Origin of the sequence: Aromatoleum sp., assembly GCF_036675785.1 — a bacterium.
GTDB lineage: Bacteria > Pseudomonadota > Gammaproteobacteria > Burkholderiales > Rhodocyclaceae > Aromatoleum.
The window spans coordinates 17,708-35,738 of record NZ_JAKFEF010000062.1 but is presented as its reverse complement, the minus strand read 5'-3'; the positions used below and the strand labels follow the sequence as shown (position 1 = coordinate 35,738).

Below are 18,031 nucleotides of genomic sequence, written 5' to 3'. Positions count from 1 at the left end.
GCTATGGCACTTTATGTCTTTTCCGCATGGACGCTCGCGCTGCTTTTCGCTGCAGTAGTTGGTTCCTGGCACGGCAACGATGCCATGCTACGCCTCACCACGGGGGTGATTTTGACTGGTTTGTTCGTGCTTTTGCTGCTGCGATACGCGCGGTGGCAGAGCGGCCGACCTGCGGGGCGCGTCGCAAGTCCCGAGCAAGTCCGATGGTCGGGGCAACTCTGTCACAGTATCTCGTCGCCTTCGGTCGCGGTGCAGGGCCAGGTCATCAGCTTTGCCAATCACGCCTTCCTCGCGCTGCTCGACTATCGCGGACGAGGCGACGAGGTGGTGGGCCTGCCGCTCACCAATCTGCTACATCCCGTCGATCACGGGCGGCTCGCGGTCCTGCTTGCAATCGCCTACGGCGAGGACGAGTCGGATGCCGCGGGGGTACTCAGGCTACTGCGTGGGGCAGGTTCCACAGTCGCGATGCACGCGAGCCTCTCGCCGCTGCCGGCCGTGCCGGGGAGCCTCCTCATTCAGTTCAGCCCGCATGACGCCGCCGCTCCGCTCCGCGAGGTCGCGAGCGGGTCGCCGTCGGCGGTACTGGATCAGATCGAGCTGGTGCTGTTCCGGACCGATGCGGAAGGACGCATCGCCTACGTCAATCGCGCCTGGGAGCGCCTCAGCGGTCGGTCGGTCGCCGACAGTCGCGGCCGGATGCTGCTGACGGCGATTCATCCCGAAGAGCGAGACGCGACCGGGAAGACCTTGCAGGCGGTGGCGGGAGGGCAGATCGATCACATGAGCGTCGAAGTGCGGCTGGTCACAATCGCGGGCAACGCGGTACGGGTGCTGCTGCATGCGCAATCCTGCACTTTGCCGGACGGGGATCTCGTGGGAGTGGTGGGCACCATGTCCGAGATCACTCGGCGCAAGCGGATGGGCGAGCCGAATTCGACGCGGCGTTATCTCGACACGCTGCTCGCCAATGTCCCGGGCATGGTCTATCGCGGGCGGAACGACCCTGATTGGACGATGGAGTACGTCAGTGATGGCTGCGTGGAATTGACCGGCTACGAGCCCTATGAGCTTGTCGATGACCGGCGCGTGTCGTTCGGCAGTCTCATTCACCCGGACGATCGCGAATTCGTGTGGACGCGGGTGCAGTCCCATCTCACCCAGCGCAAGCCGTATCAAATGTCGTATCGCATCATCGACGCCCCCGGCCGCGAACGGCGGGTGTGGGAGCACGGACGGGGCGTATTCGCCTCGAACGGGGAATTTCTCGCGCTGGAGGGATTCGTGACCGACGTGAGCAGGTGCCGCAGCGCGGACGAACCGGCAAAACCGGCCGGCGCTCGCGTGGTCGAGCGCGGACCGAGTCACTGCTTGTTCGAGTGATGATCGAGATATGCACCAGTAGCAGGGTCGATGCGGCCTCCGAGTGGATACGACTTAGAGGGTAGGGACCGCAGAAGCGGAATGTTTGTCGCGGTTGCGCCGCGGCGTCTGGACGACGCGAATCGACTGGCAGTCTTGATTGGCGCGCGATACGGAACAAAAACGATCTGTTCGTCATGTTTCGGGCGCGACGCTTCCGGTGCAGTTACTCCCAATGTAGTAATGCCTCCTGCGCATTGCCGCCGTTTCCCCCCGTTTCGATAATCCGCTCCAATCTCACGCCGGGCTTCGCGCTCTTCATGCGAGCCGGCGTTGGCTAACGACTGTCGGGTACGACCTCGCCGCGCCCATTTCCGTTACCACACAGCCGCCTCCCGGCGCTGCAGGGGGCCTGCGCCTGTCCGGGAAGCACGCAATGCCGGCTCGCCAACCGCAGGAGCGAACCGGCAAATTCATCCGCGCGCACCCGGAAGGGATGCAGGTCGGGCGGTAGGAACAGGCTGGTTTCAATCAAGTGCAGGTTCTGACGATTTCGGGCAGCCGGCTCGGCGGCATGCCCGCGTTTAGGAGGGGGACTACAAATGAGCGAAGCAGATGTACTTGGCGCACCCGGTATAGCTCTTCCCGCCGGCCGTGCTGAAAGCGGTTCCCTGCAGCGCACGATCAGCTGGACCGGCGCGTTCTGGGTGGCGAGCGGCGTTCCCGCACTGGTGTTGTTCTCGATCGGTGCCATCGCCGCCACGGTCGGAAAACCGTCTTGGATGGTGTGGGCTGTCTCGATCACTTTCGGTTTTCTGCAAGCCTTCACTTATGCGGAAATCGCTGGTCTCTTTCCGCACAAATCGGGCGGGGCCTCCGTCTACGGCGCCGTCGCGTGGGTGCGCTACGGCAAGATGATCGCGCCCATCTCAGTGTGGTGTAACTGGTTCGCCTGGTCGCCGGTGCTCGCGATCGGATCCGGACTTGCGGCGGGCTACCTCCTCGGTGCGCTGTTCCCGGCCGACGCGGCAATCAACACCTGGCAGATTACCCTGCTCGACCTTGGCAGGATCAAGTCGGGCCTCGAGTTGCGCATCAACGCGACCTTCATGGTCGGTGCCGTCCTTCTGCTCGCGGTATTCGGCATCCAGCACGGGGGGATTCTCAGGTCGGCCCGGACGACGATGGTGCTCGGCGTCACCGCGTTGATCCCGCTGACGCTGATCGCGCTGGTGCCGCTGCTGGGCGGGGGCTTGCCGTCCGAGCATTTTTCGCCGCTGGTTCCGATCGCTCATGACGAACAGGGCCTCGTGGTCGACGGGATCTGGAACATGGCCGGCATAACGCTGATGGCCGGCGGCCTGTTCATTGCCGCGTGGTCGACCTACGGCTTCGAAACGGCCGTTTGCTACACGCGCGAATTCAAGGATCCCAAGCGCGACACCTTCAAGGCCATTCTGTACTCCGGTCTGCTGTGCCTCGTCGTTTTCACGCTGGTGCCCTTGGCCTTCCAAGGCTATCTGGGCCTCGGCGAGGTCGTAACGCCCCCGGTGTTCGATGCCGAAGGCAACGTGACCGCGGGGGCGGTCTACAGCGGCATGCTCGCGCCTGAAATCTATAGCGGGATGGGCGTGGCGAGCGTGATGTCGCACATGGTCGGAGGCGGGGAGATCGTCGCCAACCTGCTGGTGGTGATGCTCGTCCTGGCGGTGCTGCTGTCCATCATGACCTCGATGGCCGGCTCATCTCGAACGCTGTACCAGGCGTCGGTCGACGGCTGGCTGCCGCGCTACCTCTCGCATGTAAATGAGCATGGTGCACCGACGCGCGCGATGTGGACCGATCTCGGCTTCAATCTTCTCCTCCTGCTGATGTCGGACTACGTGTTCGTGCTGGCCTGTTCGAACGTCGGCTACGTCATCTTCAATTTCCTCAACCTCAACTCAGGCTGGATCCATCGCATCGACCGACCCAACTGGGAGCGGCCGTTCCGCGCGCCGAACATCGTGCTGGGCATCGGCGTGGTCCTCGGTTTCGTCAACCTCGCGCTGATGGGGCTGGGCGCGGACATCTACGGCGCCGGCACGCTGACCGCCGGCCTCGTGTTCGCGTCGCTGATCATCCCGGTGTTCCTGTATCGCCACTATGTTCAGGACAAGGGACGTTTCCCGGACTCGATGACCCAGGACATGCACCTTGACGATCAGCTCCCCGGCGGCGGGCATCGCGCCGGCGTCCTGCCCTACCTGACGCTCGCCGCGGCCGTCGTGGTGGTGTACGTCGCGCACAGCATCGCCGTGTATTGAAAGATCGCCCCGGCGCTTGTTTCACCGGGGCCGGTCGGCATTTTTCTGTCCGGCAAGTCGCGGGCGTCCTGGCAGGCGCTTGCGAATCGCCGGATATTTTTTTGCGTACTCGTACAACGCGTGGGCGACCGCGCCTGGCAGGCAAGCCGTCACGTGAAACGCCGGCTCGGCCAGAGCAAGCGAAATCCAGCGCGGGTACGACGCCGCAAGGCGTGACCGCCGTTACCCCAAAAAGATCGAGCGACTGGGAATGCACATTCTGGCCGCGACCGCATTACCAAAGCGGAGCACCCCATCATTAAACGGCTCGTCAATTACGCCACTCGCCCTGAGCTGCCGAAGGGCGATGGTGGGGCTTCGACAAGCCCGTTGCGAGCGGAGTCGAAGGATTCAGCCCAAAGGACACCGGGTGCCGTGTTAATAGGCAGGAATGAATTCCCGCGCCAACACCTTGATCCTATTCCGGCCGTGCTACGGCCGTCAGCGCTGTTGCGTGGGAGATGGGTCCCGAAAGCGGCGGTGACCAGAATTTCCCGGGCCGACGCGAGGACTTTGCCCTGCTTGTCGCGAGGATCTGACAGTGGAAGAGAAGGGGCGGCAGGTGAAACGCGAGCGCCGTTGCCAGTCACGCATCGACGCCGAACTGCTGGGCGGAGGCACAGCATCAATACCCGCCGCGAATGATCCGTAATTCGACACCGTCTGTCGTGAAGCGCAATCAGCCGGGCGAAAAACTTCACGACACGGCCCTGCCGCGGGGCCCCATGCCAACGGAAAAAACCACCCAATCGTCAAAAAAAAGAAGCCCCGGGGCGCGGCCTGGCGGCGGCGCCCCGGGGCAACTCGAACCAAATGCCGCGCTGCAGCGCAGCCCCGCGCTACGCTCGAGGCGGTCCGCTCGGTGGTGCAGTCGAAAGTTCGAACACTACTGCTTTCGGGACCTTAAAGCCGCCACTCGAGCTCGGGGTTCTCGCCCGGATTGTAGGCGACGCCCCAGACCTTCTGCTCGCGCTTGTACGGCTTCTGATGCTGCGGGTCCTTGTCTTCGATTTCGCGCGCCAAGCGGTGGCCATCGAAAGTCGCGTCGGCAATGATTCTGGGCGCCTCGGCGTCCCCGATCACGAACACGTCGGTGATGCCGTTTTTCGCCCACTCATCCTTGCGTGCCTTCAATTCGCGATACAGCTTGTCTTCGGAGCGCCTCGAAGTGACCAGAATCACCGTGTCGCAGTCGTGCCATTGGTGGGTGTCGTTGGCCTTGCGCGGCAATTGACCGGTGCCCTTGTATTCGCGTTTGTAGCCTTCGCCCCAGATATTGAATAGCTCGACCCGTCCCGGCTCGACCCTGGAGCAACCCGTTTCACCCAGCACTTTGATGCCGAGCTCATGGATGAGGCGCTGCATGTTCGCGCCCTCGAGCGTGAAATCCATATAGGCTCCCAGCGCGCAGACAGTGGCAACGGTGACCTCGTGACCGGCGCGGGCGAACTTCTCGGCGAGGCTCGGGGCCATATAGTAAGGATCGTAGTTAACGATCATTACCCGTTTGCCGACCTTCTTCTTGCCTTCGAACACCTGCTCGGGTGTCAGCACGTGGGGCAGATTCGCGTCCGCGCCGGGAATCGGCTCGTGCGTGCGATGGTTGACGCCCGTCGTGCTCCACTTCGCGCCGGTAGCGATGATGACGCGTGCGGCCCCGTACGCGAGGATGTCGTCGGCCGACATCGGTTTTACACCGAGCGCCAACTGGCAAACCTTGTTTTTCTTGGTCAGCTTCTGGAGTTGCGTTTCGCGATAGTCGCGGTGGTAGCTCCATTCCGCCAGGCCCGGCAGCGTCGCGACGTCGTTCACGTAACCGCCGATCTTGTCCCGCGCGTCGACGAGGTGAACGACATAGCCGCGCTCCATCAGCACCCGTGCGCATTCCGAGCCTGCAGGACCGGCGCCGACGATCAGCACGTCCTGGTCCGATTTTGCCGGTTCGAATTTCTCCGGATGCCATCCGCGGCGGTATTCCTCGCCCGCCGTCGCGTTCTGCGTGCAGATGAACGGCACACCGCCCATCTCCCAGCGCGAGATGCAGACGTTACACCCGATGCAGGTCCGGATATCGTCGACCCGCCCTTCGTCGATCTTCTTCGGCAGGAACGGGTCGGCGATCGACGGCCGCGCGGCGCCGATGATGTCGATGATGCCCGACGACACCACCTGCAGCATCTTCTCCGGATCGTAATAACGGCCGACTCCGACCACCGGCTTGTTCGTCGCCTGCTTGATGAAGCGAATCCAATCGTTTTCGTGTCCGATCTGGTAGAAGCGCGACGGTCCCGCGTCTTCGCCCCATTCGGTGATGTCGCCGATATTCACGTCCCACAGATCGAGGTAGGGCGAAGCCATCTCGACGAATTTCAAACCGTCCTCGCCGATTTCGACGCCCTTGTTGCCGTACAGCGTATCGACCGCGCAACGAGTGACGAGCGCGCAATCGTCGTTCAGGGCATTCTTCAGTTTCTCGAGCGTTTCGATCCAGAAGCGCGCCCGGTTCTGGAAGCTGCCGCCATATTCGTCGGTGCGGCGGTTGTAGTACGGGTTGAGCCACTGCATCGGCCCGTAGGCGTGGGCGCCGTATACGTTGATGAGGTCGAATCCGGAATCTCGCGCCCGCAGCGCCGCGTCCACGTATTGCTGCTGCAGACGGAGGAGTTCGTCCTTGTCCGCTTCGTGGTTGTAGGTGAAGCCGGGGCAGCCCGGCACGGTCGCGAAATCCGAGTTGTACTGGCTCGGACCGCGCGAAATCGTCCGTGACTCCAGTCCCGGTGCGTGAGGCCCGCCGTAGAACAACTCGCAGCCGGCAAGCGAACCGTGGCTATGGACATGGTCCACCATCGCGCGCAGGTTCCGCATATCCCCTTGGTCCCAGATCCGGGCCGTGATCCGCAGCGTGTCGTCGCATTCGGGGTGAATCGAACATTGCTCCGTATTGACCGCGCCCCAGCCCCCTTCGGCCTTGATGCCGCGGTGGGCCATGTTCATGCCGGGGTGGTTGGTGCCAGCGCCATTGCAGTGCGGCACCTGGTAAAAGCGATTGCGAATGGTCTTCGAGCCAATCTGGACCGGGGTGAATAGGATGTCGTATCTCGGATCGCGAGCCATGCTGAACCTCCGTGGTGGACTTCGACTGTGAATCGACTTTCTCGACTACCTGCCAAGACAGAGAAAAACGCCTGAAACCGGATATTCGCGAAGGGATGGATTTAAGCGGTTAACTTCCGCCGGAAACACGAACCCGCATCGGATCGTAGAAGGGACAGCGCACGACGTTGCCGTCGAACAAGCTGCCGTCGGGATTTCGCACCTGGATTGCCGTCCCGATCGGCTGCGCTGCCGGTTGGAGATGGGCGAGGGCGATCGACTGCATGAGATGCTGGCTGTAGGAGGGGCTAGTCACGATCCCGGCTTCCTGCCCGTTTAAAAGAATCTGTGCTCCCGGTTCGACCGCCGCTTTGTGCTTTACCCAGATTCCGCCGTGCTTGAAGCGCTCCTTGCCCTTCGCTGCAAGAACGGCTTTCTTCCCGCGATATTCGCCGTTACCGGAAATCGTCCATCCCATGCCGACTTCCCACGGTGTCGTGTCTCCCTCGGGCATGTCCAGCGGATAGAACAGCAGGCCGGATTCGATGCGCAGAGCATTGAGTGCGGTCCACGACCCAGCCGTCAGCCCGTGTGCGCTGCCCGCGTCCACGGTCGCGTCCCAGATGTGCAGCGCGTCCGCGGAGCGGCAATAGATTTCGACGCCATATTCCCCGGTGAAGCCGCCGAGGAAGATCCGGACGTCGCGGCCGAAGAGCTTCACCTCTGCGTGGTCGAACCACTTGAGGCGCGAAAGGTCGAGCGAGCAGTGCGGTTGCAGCGCTGCGCGCGTCCGCGGTCCCTGAACCGCGAGAATGTTCAGCTCATCGTCCCAGCGGACCTGGACATTGCGGCCTTCCGCACTCGTGAGAAGATTTGCGGGTGTCGCGCCGCCGCCGTGGCACAACCGAAAGACGTCTTCCGCATCGCGCTGAACGATGATGTCGTCGACGATGGCCCCCGCGTCATCGAGTTCGCTCCCGACTTGGGCGGTGCCGGGCGCCATGGACAGGCAGTCACAGGACACGAGGTGATCCACGATCCGCGCCGCGTCCGGGCCGGTTACGCGGGCGGTATGGACGGCGGATACATCGAAGAGGCCGATCCGATTGCGCGTCGCCGCGACTTCGTCCGATGGGTCCGTTGCGTACGTCCAGGGCACCGCCATATCGTTGTACGCCCCGCCTCCGAGATCCGACCCCAAAGCGCGATGGCGCACATCCAATTCGTTTTTTCGCATTCCCGAGCTCCTTCAGCTTTTCGAGTGCTTGTGGAAACTAAAGCCGGTGTGGGCGAACCGGTTATCGCATACCGGCCACGGTGCATCGACAACGGAGAACTTCTTGAAACCTCTGTCCTTCAGTTTTAAAAGATCTTGCCACACGTCAATTCGCCGCAAACAGATAGATTCGAGTCAATTCAGAGGAGATGCGGGCGCCGACGTCAATTACGATTGACAGCCGCCTTGCACCAATTGCAATTCCACGAGCATTTATTGCCGGCGAGTGCTACCCGAGCCGAAATGGCCGAAGGATGAAATATCGCGGGCGCGAGATCAAACTTCGCTGTAATTGCGTTGTTTTGAAGAGTGGAGGTGTAGTTAGCGACGAAATGAATTCTGCGAGTCGGGAGGACGAAGCAGCAATTCTCACCTGTGGTTACCACCCGGGAGGTAGCTCCGGCATGGGCCCCTCACGACTTGCACGAACTCCTCGTGCAATTGCAGGAGGGCGCCGACCGCTTTGGCGGCAGACCGCGGGAACTGGTGGAAATGAGGGTGTCGCGCTGATTGTCGCGGCGCTAAACGATTACGGGCGGTATTTCGACCATCCGACGGGGCGAGCGGAACGGCTGACGTGGGCGCCGCTTGCGGAGAGGACGATCCGGTATTGCGACGGGGCGACCTCGCGGAGCCGCATCCGGGGCAAGGGGACGCCCGCCGCGCGCCGCACGGGACCAGTGTGTAGATATCGCCGGGCGGCCGTCCCGTCCTTGCCGTCCGCGTTCCGCTTGCCGCGGGGTTGCGCGTGTAACGTTGCTCTCCGGGCGGCACAACAGGCCGGCGTCGGTTTACAACGCGTCCTGAATGTCTGCGAGCGATTTGGTGATGAGCTCAAGCGCTTGTCGCGCTCCGACAGGCACACTGACGGCGATGTTGCTCCGCGTCTGCGGATGCCGCGGGTTGATCCTGATAAGCGGCCACCCGCTTCTTTCGGCGATCCAGCGGATCGCCGGAAGGTCGACGCCCGCGCCGAGTTCGATCACGACCGGGCTTGCGACATTCTGCACCCACGCATCGAAATGCTCGCGTTGCTTCTCGGTCCGGCTGTCAATCCACCCGAGATCGTCGAACATCAGGATGTTGGGACGCGCGAGTCCGCCGCAGTGAACGCATCGCGGGAGCGCTCTGGCGCTCCACTCGCACCGTTCGTCGTCGGTTTCGGGTTCGATGGAGTTCGCGGACCAGACGGTTTCGCGGCATGGACCGCAGCATTGCAGGTGATGAATCGAGCCGTGGATCTCCAGGATCCGCTCTTCGGCAAAGCCGGCCTTCTGGAATTGGCCGTCGACGTTGCTCGTGACGACGAATGCCCCGCGCGGCAGTCGACGGGCCATCGTCAGAAGCAGTCGGAATCCCGAATGCGGTACGGACTTTCGGTACAACGCGAGCCGATGCCCATAGAAACCCCAGGCTCGTTTCGGATTGGCGTCGAACGCAGCCGGATTCGCGATTGCCTGGAAGTCGATGCTGGCGTGTGCGAGTGCAGGATAGGCTTTCCAGAAGCCCTCGTTGCCCCGGAAGTCCGGCAAGCCGGAATCGACTCCCATCCCGGCCCCGGCCGTGATCAGCAGGCCGTCGGCCGAGGTGAGCAGCTTTGCAGCGCGAAGAATCGGGGCTGAATGCATGGCGCCAATCGTACGTCGGCGCCCGCGTCGGTGGGAATGCCATCCCGCGACGAGGCCGGCCGCCTACGCGAGGCGCCTCGGCGCGGGCGTTTAGCCCGGCAGTCGAATGCACGTTCGCCTGCACGGTGTCCGTTAAGGTCGTATCGCGGGGTGGCGCCTCGTCGGGAAACATGCGGTAATAGTGGCTCTTCGACGTTCCGAAACGAGGCATGAGCATGGCGATTCCTTCTGCGTCCGTCCCCGATGTCGAATCGGTGCGGGCGATCCTGCGACAAGTCATCGACCCGGAGGTCGGTGTCAACATCGTCGACCTCGGCCTTGTGTATCGCATCGACGTGAGCGCAGAGCAGGTCCTGATCGAGATGACGATGACGTCTCCGGCTTGTCCGATGGGCGACATGATCATGGACGACATCAACGCTGCGGTCGAAGCGGGGCTTCCGGAGGATATCCCCGTCGTCGTGCAACTCGTGTGGGAGCCCCCCTGGAACCCCGGGATGATGAACGAGGCGGCTCGCGAACATTTCGGCTGGCAGCGCGACCAGTAGCCGTTCGCGGTTAGTTTTCACCTCCCGCGCATTGTCGCGCGGCCGACACCCGTCGCTTCACGCCGCTCATGAAGGCCGCGTGAAATCCTTCACCTAACGGTCTTCGATTCGATGGATCCCCGTACCCTCGCGCGTTTCCCGTTGCTCGCGCTCGCAATGCTTTCGTTGCTCGCCGGTGTGCTCGGCGGCCTCGCGCGGCTTGCCGTCGACGTGCCCGCGTTCGGTGCGCAGGCGGGCGTCCACGGCGCGCTCATGATCGCGGCGTTCTTCGGTACCGTCATCAGCCTTGAGCGCGCGGTGGCGCTCGGACGGCTCTGGCCTTACCTCGCGCCGGCGCTCGCGGGTCTCGGCGGACTGACGCTGCTCGGCGGGCTCCCGGCGATTGTCGCGCAGTCGCTTTTCGCCGGCGGTGCGCTGACGCTTTTCGCCGGGAGCGTCGCGGTGATGCGGCGTCAGACCGTGTTGTTCACGGTCGTCCTCGCGCTGGGCGCCGCGAGCTGGCTGGTCGGGAACCTCGTCTGGCTCGCGACGGGCCTCGTCCAGGCGGCAATTCCGTGGTGGCTCGGCTTTCTCGTGCTGACGATCGCAGGCGAGCGGCTCGAACTGACCCGCTTTCTGCCCGCCCGTCCGGCCGCGGCGCCGCTTTTCGTCGCCAGCGTCGTCATCCTGCTGGCCGGTGCGCTTGCAAGCCACTGGCGGGAGGGGATGGGGTTGGGGGTTTTCGCTTGGGGGCTGCTCGCCCTGTCGGCATGGCTGCTGCGCTACGACATCGCCCGGCACAACGCGCGACAACGCGGTCTCACGCGCTTCATCGCGATCTGCCTGTTGTCCGGTTACGTCTGGCTCGCGATCGGCGCGGTTCTCGGGATCGGGGGCAACTTCGCCGCCGGCGCCCCGATGCGTGACGCCGCGCTGCATGCGGTCGTGCTCGGCTTCGTGTTCTCGATGGTGTTCGGGCACGCTCCGATCATTTTTCCGGCGGTCGCGAAGGTCCGGATTCCGTACCATCCGGTGTTCTACGCGCCCTTGATCGTCCTGCATGTGTCGCTCGCGCTCCGGGTGATCGGCAACGGCGACGACGCGTTCGTGTGGCGACAGCACGGCGCGCTCGTGAATGCGTTCGCGCTGCTGCTGTTCGTCGTGACGATGGTGACGAGCGTCGTGCGCGGACGGCGACGGAACCAAGCGAGTCGAACGGAGCCGCACGGCGAGATGCGCTGAATCGCTTACAGAATTTTCTGCACGCGCGCGCGCGGAGCGGGTGTCTCCGCCGCGGCGTCGGTCAGTGGCGCTCACTGCTTGGCGGCGCCGCCTTCAGCCGGAAAGACGGCCCGGTACAGCGATTCGGTCGCGTATGCCGCGATGGGGAGGGTGACGGTCAGCAAAAGCGGGATGATGACCGACGCGATGACCACGGCGCCGAGCAGGACGGCCCACAGGGCATTCGCGATGAAGCTGCGGAACACCGCACGGACACTGGCGTTGACGGCGACGACGAGATTCTCGCGGCGGTCGATGATCAGCGGCACCGCGTAAACCGTCACGCAGAACACGATCAGCGCAAAGAAACCGCCGGCGACCGCAGCGCCGAACTGGTATCGCAGCACGATTCCGGAGAGGGGGAAGAGCGCCCCGCTGGCGTCCCGCCCGCCGACCATGAAGCTGTACAGGATACCGGCGTCGGTGATCCAGATCACGAACAGGAATCCGCACACGAGCAGGAGGCCCCAGAGGTCGCGCGAAGTGTTCCGGAAGCCCCTTGTGATGTCACGAAAGCCCGGGCGCCGGCCTTCGCGGACGGCCCGTGCGATCGCGAAAAAACCGGCGAGCAGGGATGGCGCAACGAGCATGAACCCGCCGATCAGCGGGACCGTCATCGGCGCGAAGCCCAGACGGATGACGGTCGTCAGCAGGACGATGCCGATGATCGCGAATGTCGCGGAGAACGCCATGCTGGGCACGGGCGCGCGTGCGAAGAGGCGGGCGCCGTCGACGATCGACGCGAACACCTGGGCGGGCGGGATGTACGTTGGTACCGGGCGTGAGCGGGCCATCGATTTCCCTGACGTCGAGTCGAATCACCGACAAGGCTATGCCGGCGGCGGCGCGGAAACCACGATGCAGGTCAATTCCCGAAAGGAAACCACGCGGAAATCGGTGCGCGCCGGGCGGACTTGCGCCCTCCCGAGCAAACCGTAATTCTCGGCAACGAAAGTGAACTTTTCGACTTGACGCTTATCAATTTCACGTGCCAATGCAGTGAATATGATCCCCGGTTCGCTTCGGGGATCACTCATTTGACCCCGGCATAACAGGAGATTCCGATGAAAAAAACCACGTTCGTTCTGGCCGCCTCGCTTGCGGTCCTTTTGTCCGCGTGCGGACAGAAGGAAAGCGAGGCGCCGGTGGCCCCTGCAGCGCCTGCAACCACCCCTGCTCCCGAAACGTCGCCCGCACCTGCAATGCCTGCGCCCGCTCCGGCTCCCGAAGCGCCCGCAGCCCCGGCGGAACCTGCGACCACGGCGCCCGCGGCACCGGACGCCGCCGCGACCGGCGCCGCGGCGGGAGGAACCTCCAGCGCGAACGGTGCGAGCGTGTTCAACAAGACCTGCGCGCTTTGCCATGCGGCAGGGGTTGCCGGTGCACCGAAGCCGGGCGACAAGGCCGATTGGGGGCCGCGAATCGCCCAAGGCAAGGAGACGCTCTACAAGCACGCGATCGAGGGCTTTACTGGCGAGAAGGGCATGATGCCCCCGCGGGGCGGCGGCGCTTCGCTGACGGATGACGAAGTCAAGGCGGCCGTGGATTACATGGTCGGAAAATCGAGCTGATTCGTGCCGAAGCCGGCCCGCAATTACCGGGCCGTCGAGAGAACGGGAACCGCTGCGGCTGTTCCCGTTTTTTTGATCCGGGGATTCCGCACGAAGGGATGAAGATCCACCGGAGGACGGGTTGCGCCGTCCCGGTTCCTGTTTCTCCGGGGCCGCGCGGCGACTGCGAAAGCTTCGCGAGAATGCCCAGTGTCGGATCGCAGGTCAGGCACCCGGTGCCAAGCACGCACCCGGCCAAATCAACGCGAAAAGGCGCGGCCCGGCCCGCGGAGCGCCTTCAGCCCTCGTCGAGAATCCCGAGCGTCGGATCGTCGAGCAGGGCCTGAACCAGCCGGACCATATTCTCGGTCGGCATACGGTCCGGGCGGGTCACCGGATCGGGGCGCAGGCTTCCGTTCGCGTCGTGGAGGTGGTTCGGAAACGTCGCGAGTTCGCGATGCAGCGGCGCAGTGTCGATGCCTGCTTCGGCATCGCCGTACGACCACCGCATTGAGTAGGCGTCGGGCGCCGCGTAGCGCACTGTCAGCATGACGCCGTTGTCTAGGGCGACGACGAGCGCATCCTGTTTTTGCTCAGCAGGTCGGGCGAGGCGTTGTCCGAAAGTCTCATCCACGGCCGCGGCGAGTTCGATATGGAGGCTCATTTGCGGCCGATCTCCTTGAGGCATTCCGCGAGCAGTGCGCGCACGGTTTCGCGTGTGTCGTAGAGAATTCGCGCGCCGAGGTAGCGCTCGTACGCGGGATGCTCAGGAAGTTTCCCCGTATAGATGCCTTCGAGCAGCGCGATTTCGTCGGCGACATCGTAGCTCTTGAGAATCGCATCACGGTTCTCGCGCAGCTCGTAGATCAGGCGGGAGAGGCGTTCGAGCTGGGCGGCGTCGTCGGGCTCGAAGCTGTCGTAAAAATCGGCCATGTTTACATGCTCTTGTCGTGAAGCGCGCCGCCGTCGGTCGCGGCCATCCCCGGGGTGACGTCGGCGAACGCGAGCACCTTCCCGCCGTGCTCGGCGGCGAACTTCTGCGCGTCGCCTTCGAGCGCGAACGACGCGATCGTCGGTCCCATCGAGCCGTGACGCGAGCTGCCGTGGACGTACCAGGCGTTCTTCGCATCGATCCAGTTGTTCTTCGGCTCGTTCCAGTCGGCTTTGCCCATGTCCTGGACGAACAGCGCCCGCACTGGACGGACCTGTTCCGGCTTCAGATAGACGGAGAACATCTCGACCGTGTCGCAGAAGAACTCCGGCTCGGATTGGTCGGCGTAGTGGATCTGCGCCTTCGGGCCGGGATAGTCGGCTAGCAGCATCCCGTCGAGGGAGCACGAGGTGCTGCGGTCGATTTCGACCGGGACCAGCGCCGCGGTCTGTTCGGATTTGCCGCACGCGGCAAGCAGCGTCGCTGCGAAGCAGATCACGAGGAGGTTGCGAAGAAGGGGGTTGCGCAAGGGGTTCATGCGGGGGTGCGGACTCGATTCGCGTCGGGCGTTCATTTGCCAAATCTCCAGCTGGCGACACCGAGCGGTGCCACGATCCACGCGAGCATCACCAGGGTGAGCAGCCACGGCTCCGCCAGCGCGCGGGGGAAAACGGTCGCGAGTCCATACAGCGTGCGGACTTCGTCGAGCGTGAAGATGTTGAGAATCCGGAAGACGTCGGCCGGATTGAGCAACAGCAGGTAAGGAAGACTCTCGCCGCCGTAGCTGCCGCCGGTGACGACGAGGACGCCGAGCAGCAGCAGGTCGAACACCAGCACGAAGAAGAACCAGGTCGCGATCGCGAGCCCCGACGCACGCGTACGATCGGCGGCGAACACTGACAGCATTACCGCGATGCTCAGGAACGCCATGCCGAGCAGCACCGAGCTCGCGACGAAGCCGAAGAAATGGAAGAGGGCGGTGAGGTCGAGTTGCGCCGAAAGGACGACCGCGACGAGGCCGAAGCCGGCGACGGTCGAAAAGGCGAGGGCTCCCGCGAGTCCGAAATACTTGCCCAGCAGCAGTTCGAGGCGGGTGATCGGCATCGACAGCAGCAGGTCGAGCGAGCCGCGTTCGCGCTCGCCGACGATCGCGTCGAAGCCGAGCACCAGCGCGATCAGCGGGATCAGGTAGATCACGAGTGACACGAGGCTCGCGATCGTGACCTCGATCGAGCGGAAACCGATCGTGCCCTGTTGCGCGGCGCCGAAATAGGCGATGACGAGCGCGAAGGCGGTGAATACCAGCGCAACGGCGAGCACCCAGCGATTGCGGATGCGGTCCCAGAATTCCTTGGCGGCGATCGTGCCGATTTGTCGCGGTTCCATGCTTCTAATCCGAGAAACCGAAGAACACGTCTTCGAGCGAAGGTTCGTGAACGTGGAGGTCGACCATCTTTCCGCCCAGCGAGGCGAGCGCCTGCATCACGACCATCTTCTGGTCGCGCCGGCACTGCACGGCGACGTGATCCTCGCGCGCTTCCACCGCGAGCACCGGCAGATCGCACAGCGCGCCACGAACGCTTTCGAAATCCGGCGGCGCGAGCCGCACCTGGAACCACAGTGGCAGATCCATCTGTTCGCGCAGCGCCTGGACCGTGCCGGTCGCCTGCACCTTGCCGTCCGCCATGATCGCGAGGCGGTCGACCCGTTCCTGGATCTCGGCGAGGATGTGCGAGGTCAGGATCATCGTCACCCCGTCGGCCTTGAGGCGGCGCAGGATCAGGTAGAACTCGCGGATCGCCTCGGGGTCGAGGCCGGTCGTCGGCTCGTCGAGGAACAGGATCCGCGGCCGTCCGAGGAGGGCCTGCGCGAAGCCGAGCCGCTGCCGCATGCCTTTCGAATACTCGCGGACGCGGCGGTTCGCTGCGGCGGCGAGGCCGACGCGCTCGAGCGCGGCACCGCATTCGTTCGCCGGCACCCGCTTCAGGCGGGCGAAGAAGCGCAGGGTTTCGAGGCCGGTGAGATTGTCATAAAGGACGACGTTTTCCGGCAGGTAGCCGACAGTCCGGCGCACCGCGCGAAAGCCGCTTCCGGTCACCGGCGCGCCCGCGATGCGGATGTCGCCCGACGTCGCGGGGATGAGGCCGAGCATCATCTTGAACAGCGTGCTCTTGCCGGCGCCGTTGTGGCCGATGAGGCCGAATAGCTCGCCGCGGCGGACGTCGAGATCGACGCCATCGACGGCGCGAATCGGCCCGTAGTGCTTCGTCGCGCCGTGCACGGCGACGACCGCGTCGGCGCTGCGGTCAGCGGGAGCCGGGATAGTGCCTGCCAATCCAGTTTCTCCAGTTTTCATGTTTCGGCCGCATCAGCGGATTGCGGTCGACGATGCTCGGCGCGCGCAGCAGCGGAAATTGCTGCCCGACCAGGCGCAGGGTCTGCACTGCCGGGCTCGCGAGCAGCAGTTTCATCAGCGGGTGCTGCCACGACAGGCGGTCGACGAGGTCGTTCGCCTCGTACTGCACGTCCCCCAAACCGTCGCCGTCGCGGTCCCAGCCGAGATAGTTGCTCCAGTAATTGCCTTCCTTGACGCCCCAAGGCTCGTCGCGCGCGCCGACGTAGCGGACCTGCTCGCGGTTGCCGATGAAATCATTGCGCTCGACGACGTTGTTCTTCGAGCCGGCCCAGAGGTGTGTGCCGACGATATTGTCGACGACGAGATTGCCGCGTAGCGTGTTGTACTCGGCGTCGTAAATGAAAAAGCCGCGCTGGTTGCCGGCGACGATGTTGTCCTCGACGACCGAGTCCTGGATCGTGCGCAGCATGATGCCGTGGTCCGAGTTGCCCCAGGCGCGGTTGTTGCGGACCTCCTGGTCCCGCACCTCCATCAGCGCGAGGCCGCCGCGATTCATATAGACGTCGTTGTCCTCCCACAGGTTGTAGTAGGAGTTCATGTAGTGCGTGCCGTAGCGGCTGTGGTGCAGGCGGTTGCCGCGGAACACGGCGCGGTGTGATACGTCGACATAGATCGCGTCGCGCACGAAGCTGATGTGGTTGCCGATGATGCGCGCGCCGGTCGTGTTGTAGAGCTGGATGCCGTTGCCGCGCTGCGATGACTGGTAGTCGCGCTTGCCGGTGATCACGTTGTTCTCGATCCGCACGTCGTTCGCCTTCTCGATCCAAAGCCCGAAGAGGTTGTACGTGAGGTCGCAGTTGCGCACGATCGCCCGGTGTGCGCCGGGCCGCAGGTAGATGCCAGCGTTCTGACCGCCGAGGCTGTCGCCGGAATCGCGGACGATCAGGCCGTCGATGACGACGTCCTCCCCCGTGACGCGGATCGTGTCGTCCTTCATCCCGCCGCTCAGCGTCGGGCGGTCGATCCCCTTCAGAGTCAGCGACTTCGCGATGAGCAGGTTCTCGACGTAATGGCCGCGCTCGACTTCGATCACGTCGCCAACCGCTGCGCGTTCGATCGCCGCCTGGATCGACTGGCCGGGCACGACGGTCAGCGTCGCCCCGTGCGCCGCGCCGTAGAGGAGCAGCGCTGCGGACAGCGCGAGTTCGAGCAGCGAGCGGCGCATCGGCGCGTGCCTAAGGTACCAGCAGGCCCAGGGACTTGAATGCGAGAAACAGCGTCGCGCCGATCAGCAGATTCTTGAAGCCTACGTAGCAGATCATGTCCATCGTGTTCGCGACGCGATAGCGTCGGCCCCACCACGGGCCTTCTTTCACGTACGGCTTCGAACCGAGGCGCACGACGACTTCGAAGACGCTCCAGCCGAACCACCAGCCGATCACGGCGCCGGCCGGCAACTCGCCCATCGCGGCGAGCACCCAAACGACGCTCGCTGCAAGCGCGAGCGCGAGGCTGGCGGCCTGTATCGCGCGCTGGCGTTGAAAGCCCTGTCGGCTCCACGGCCACAGGTGGTCCCAGATTTCGGCGGCGAGGATCGCGAGCGCGCTGTCCCGGTGCGGGTAGGGCGTCGCCGGATCGGTCGGCATTGTCGGATTGACCATTGTCGTAATCTCCAGATCTCG

16 protein-coding genes are annotated in these 18,031 nt (G+C 64.1%); 5 read left to right on the top strand and 11 right to left on the bottom strand.

From position 1 onward, the window contains the following. The first annotated feature begins 3 nt into the window (after window positions 1-3). Both V6M37_RS12960 and V6M37_RS12955 read left to right on the top strand, forming a co-directional pair. Complete coding sequence (locus V6M37_RS12960) at window positions 4-1,383, top strand: PAS domain-containing protein (RefSeq protein ID WP_332673907.1); 1,380 nt, start codon at window positions 4-6, stop codon at window positions 1,381-1,383. 581 nt (window positions 1,384-1,964) lie between these two features. Next, on the top strand, window positions 1,965-3,668 hold the full coding sequence (locus tag V6M37_RS12955) for an APC family permease (RefSeq protein WP_332673905.1): 1,704 nt from the start codon (window positions 1,965-1,967) through the stop codon (window positions 3,666-3,668). Window positions 3,669-4,610: 942 nt separating this feature from the next. On the opposite strand, the gene V6M37_RS12950 is transcribed toward V6M37_RS12955, so the two are convergent. From V6M37_RS12950 to V6M37_RS12940, 3 genes are all read right to left on the bottom strand, one after another. After that, entirely contained in the window at window positions 4,611-6,821 is a 2,211-nt protein-coding gene (locus V6M37_RS12950) for an oxidoreductase (RefSeq protein ID WP_332673902.1), read from the bottom strand. A gap of 109 nt (window positions 6,822-6,930) precedes the next feature. Further along, the gene (locus tag V6M37_RS12945; protein ID WP_332673899.1) at window positions 6,931-8,037 is read right to left on the bottom strand and encodes an aminomethyltransferase family protein; all 1,107 of its coding nucleotides are present in this window, start codon (window positions 8,035-8,037) and stop codon (window positions 6,931-6,933) included. 830 nt (window positions 8,038-8,867) lie between these two features. Next, entirely contained in the window at window positions 8,868-9,704 is an 837-nt protein-coding gene (locus V6M37_RS12940) for an SIR2 family NAD-dependent protein deacylase (RefSeq protein WP_332673897.1), read from the bottom strand. 215 nt (window positions 9,705-9,919) lie between these two features. Between V6M37_RS12940 and V6M37_RS12935 the strand changes: the two genes are divergently transcribed. Both V6M37_RS12935 and V6M37_RS12930 read left to right on the top strand, forming a co-directional pair. Next, window positions 9,920-10,252, top strand: a complete 333-nt coding sequence (locus V6M37_RS12935) for a metal-sulfur cluster assembly factor (RefSeq protein WP_332673895.1) — start codon at window positions 9,920-9,922, stop codon at window positions 10,250-10,252. A 111-nt stretch (window positions 10,253-10,363) separates the two neighbouring features. Further along, on the top strand, window positions 10,364-11,473 hold the full coding sequence (locus tag V6M37_RS12930; RefSeq protein WP_332673893.1) for a hypothetical protein: 1,110 nt from the start codon (window positions 10,364-10,366) through the stop codon (window positions 11,471-11,473). A gap of 71 nt (window positions 11,474-11,544) precedes the next feature. Here the strand turns inward: V6M37_RS12930 and V6M37_RS12925 are convergent, their stop codons facing one another. Further along, window positions 11,545-12,306 (bottom strand): DUF2189 domain-containing protein, encoded by a 762-nt coding sequence (locus tag V6M37_RS12925; RefSeq protein WP_332673892.1) that lies wholly within the window; start codon window positions 12,304-12,306, stop codon window positions 11,545-11,547. A gap of 270 nt (window positions 12,307-12,576) precedes the next feature. Between V6M37_RS12925 and V6M37_RS12920 the strand changes: the two genes are divergently transcribed. After that, window positions 12,577-13,083 carry a c-type cytochrome gene (locus tag V6M37_RS12920; RefSeq protein WP_332673890.1) on the top strand — a complete coding sequence of 169 codons (507 nt, stop codon included), beginning with the start codon at window positions 12,577-12,579 and terminating at the stop codon, window positions 13,081-13,083. A gap of 277 nt (window positions 13,084-13,360) precedes the next feature. On the opposite strand, the gene V6M37_RS12915 is transcribed toward V6M37_RS12920, so the two are convergent. Genes V6M37_RS12915 through V6M37_RS12885 form a run of 7 tightly spaced genes read right to left on the bottom strand, consistent with a single transcriptional unit; the run spans window position 13,361 to window position 18,010 of the window. After that, window positions 13,361-13,726, bottom strand: a complete 366-nt coding sequence (locus V6M37_RS12915) for a hypothetical protein (RefSeq protein ID WP_332673888.1) — start codon at window positions 13,724-13,726, stop codon at window positions 13,361-13,363. Then, window positions 13,723-13,995, bottom strand: a complete 273-nt coding sequence (locus tag V6M37_RS12910) for a hypothetical protein (protein WP_332673886.1) — start codon at window positions 13,993-13,995, stop codon at window positions 13,723-13,725. Before V6M37_RS12910 ends, V6M37_RS12915 begins: the two co-directional genes overlap by 4 nt. Before the next feature lie 2 nt (window positions 13,996-13,997). Next, window positions 13,998-14,567 carry a nitrous oxide reductase accessory protein NosL gene (locus V6M37_RS12905; RefSeq protein ID WP_442881015.1) on the bottom strand — a complete coding sequence of 190 codons (570 nt, stop codon included), beginning with the start codon at window positions 14,565-14,567 and terminating at the stop codon, window positions 13,998-14,000. Then, complete coding sequence (locus V6M37_RS12900; RefSeq protein ID WP_332673885.1) at window positions 14,564-15,379, bottom strand: ABC transporter permease; 816 nt, start codon at window positions 15,377-15,379, stop codon at window positions 14,564-14,566. Before V6M37_RS12900 ends, V6M37_RS12905 begins: the two co-directional genes overlap by 4 nt. Window positions 15,380-15,383: 4 nt before the next feature. Continuing rightward, entirely contained in the window at window positions 15,384-16,328 is a 945-nt protein-coding gene (locus tag V6M37_RS12895; RefSeq protein ID WP_332673882.1) for an ABC transporter ATP-binding protein, read from the bottom strand. Continuing rightward, the gene (locus V6M37_RS12890) at window positions 16,300-17,574 is read right to left on the bottom strand and encodes a nitrous oxide reductase family maturation protein NosD (RefSeq protein WP_332673880.1); all 1,275 of its coding nucleotides are present in this window, start codon (window positions 17,572-17,574) and stop codon (window positions 16,300-16,302) included. Before V6M37_RS12890 ends, V6M37_RS12895 begins: the two co-directional genes overlap by 29 nt. Window positions 17,575-17,584: 10 nt before the next feature. Continuing rightward, window positions 17,585-18,010, bottom strand: a complete 426-nt coding sequence (locus V6M37_RS12885) for a transcription regulator (protein ID WP_332673878.1) — start codon at window positions 18,008-18,010, stop codon at window positions 17,585-17,587. Window positions 18,011-18,031 lie beyond the last annotated feature (21 nt).

Bases quoted from the DNA above. Each gene is read 5' to 3' on its own strand.
- V6M37_RS12960 (WP_332673907.1), top strand. From the start codon at position 4: ATGGCACTTTATGTCTTTTCCGCATGGACGCTCGCGCTGCTTTTCGCT.
- V6M37_RS12955 (WP_332673905.1), top strand. From the start codon at position 1,965: ATGAGCGAAGCAGATGTACTTGGCGCACCCGGTATAGCTCTTCCCGCC.
- V6M37_RS12950 (WP_332673902.1), bottom strand. From the start codon at position 6,821: ATGGCTCGCGATCCGAGATACGACATCCTATTCACCCCGGTCCAGATT.
- V6M37_RS12945 (WP_332673899.1), bottom strand. From the start codon at position 8,037: ATGCGAAAAAACGAATTGGATGTGCGCCATCGCGCTTTGGGGTCGGAT.
- V6M37_RS12940 (WP_332673897.1), bottom strand. From the start codon at position 9,704: ATGCATTCAGCCCCGATTCTTCGCGCTGCAAAGCTGCTCACCTCGGCC.
- V6M37_RS12935 (WP_332673895.1), top strand. From the start codon at position 9,920: ATGGCGATTCCTTCTGCGTCCGTCCCCGATGTCGAATCGGTGCGGGCG.
- V6M37_RS12930 (WP_332673893.1), top strand. From the start codon at position 10,364: ATGGATCCCCGTACCCTCGCGCGTTTCCCGTTGCTCGCGCTCGCAATG.
- V6M37_RS12925 (WP_332673892.1), bottom strand. From the start codon at position 12,306: ATGGCCCGCTCACGCCCGGTACCAACGTACATCCCGCCCGCCCAGGTG.
- V6M37_RS12920 (WP_332673890.1), top strand. From the start codon at position 12,577: ATGAAAAAAACCACGTTCGTTCTGGCCGCCTCGCTTGCGGTCCTTTTG.
- V6M37_RS12915 (WP_332673888.1), bottom strand. From the start codon at position 13,726: ATGAGCCTCCATATCGAACTCGCCGCGGCCGTGGATGAGACTTTCGGA.
- V6M37_RS12910 (WP_332673886.1), bottom strand. From the start codon at position 13,995: ATGGCCGATTTTTACGACAGCTTCGAGCCCGACGACGCCGCCCAGCTC.
- V6M37_RS12905 (WP_442881015.1), bottom strand. From the start codon at position 14,567: ATGAACGCCCGACGCGAATCGAGTCCGCACCCCCGCATGAACCCCTTG.
- V6M37_RS12900 (WP_332673885.1), bottom strand. From the start codon at position 15,379: ATGGAACCGCGACAAATCGGCACGATCGCCGCCAAGGAATTCTGGGAC.
- V6M37_RS12890 (WP_332673880.1), bottom strand. From the start codon at position 17,574: ATGCGCCGCTCGCTGCTCGAACTCGCGCTGTCCGCAGCGCTGCTCCTC.
- V6M37_RS12885 (WP_332673878.1), bottom strand. From the start codon at position 18,010: ATGGTCAATCCGACAATGCCGACCGATCCGGCGACGCCCTACCCGCAC.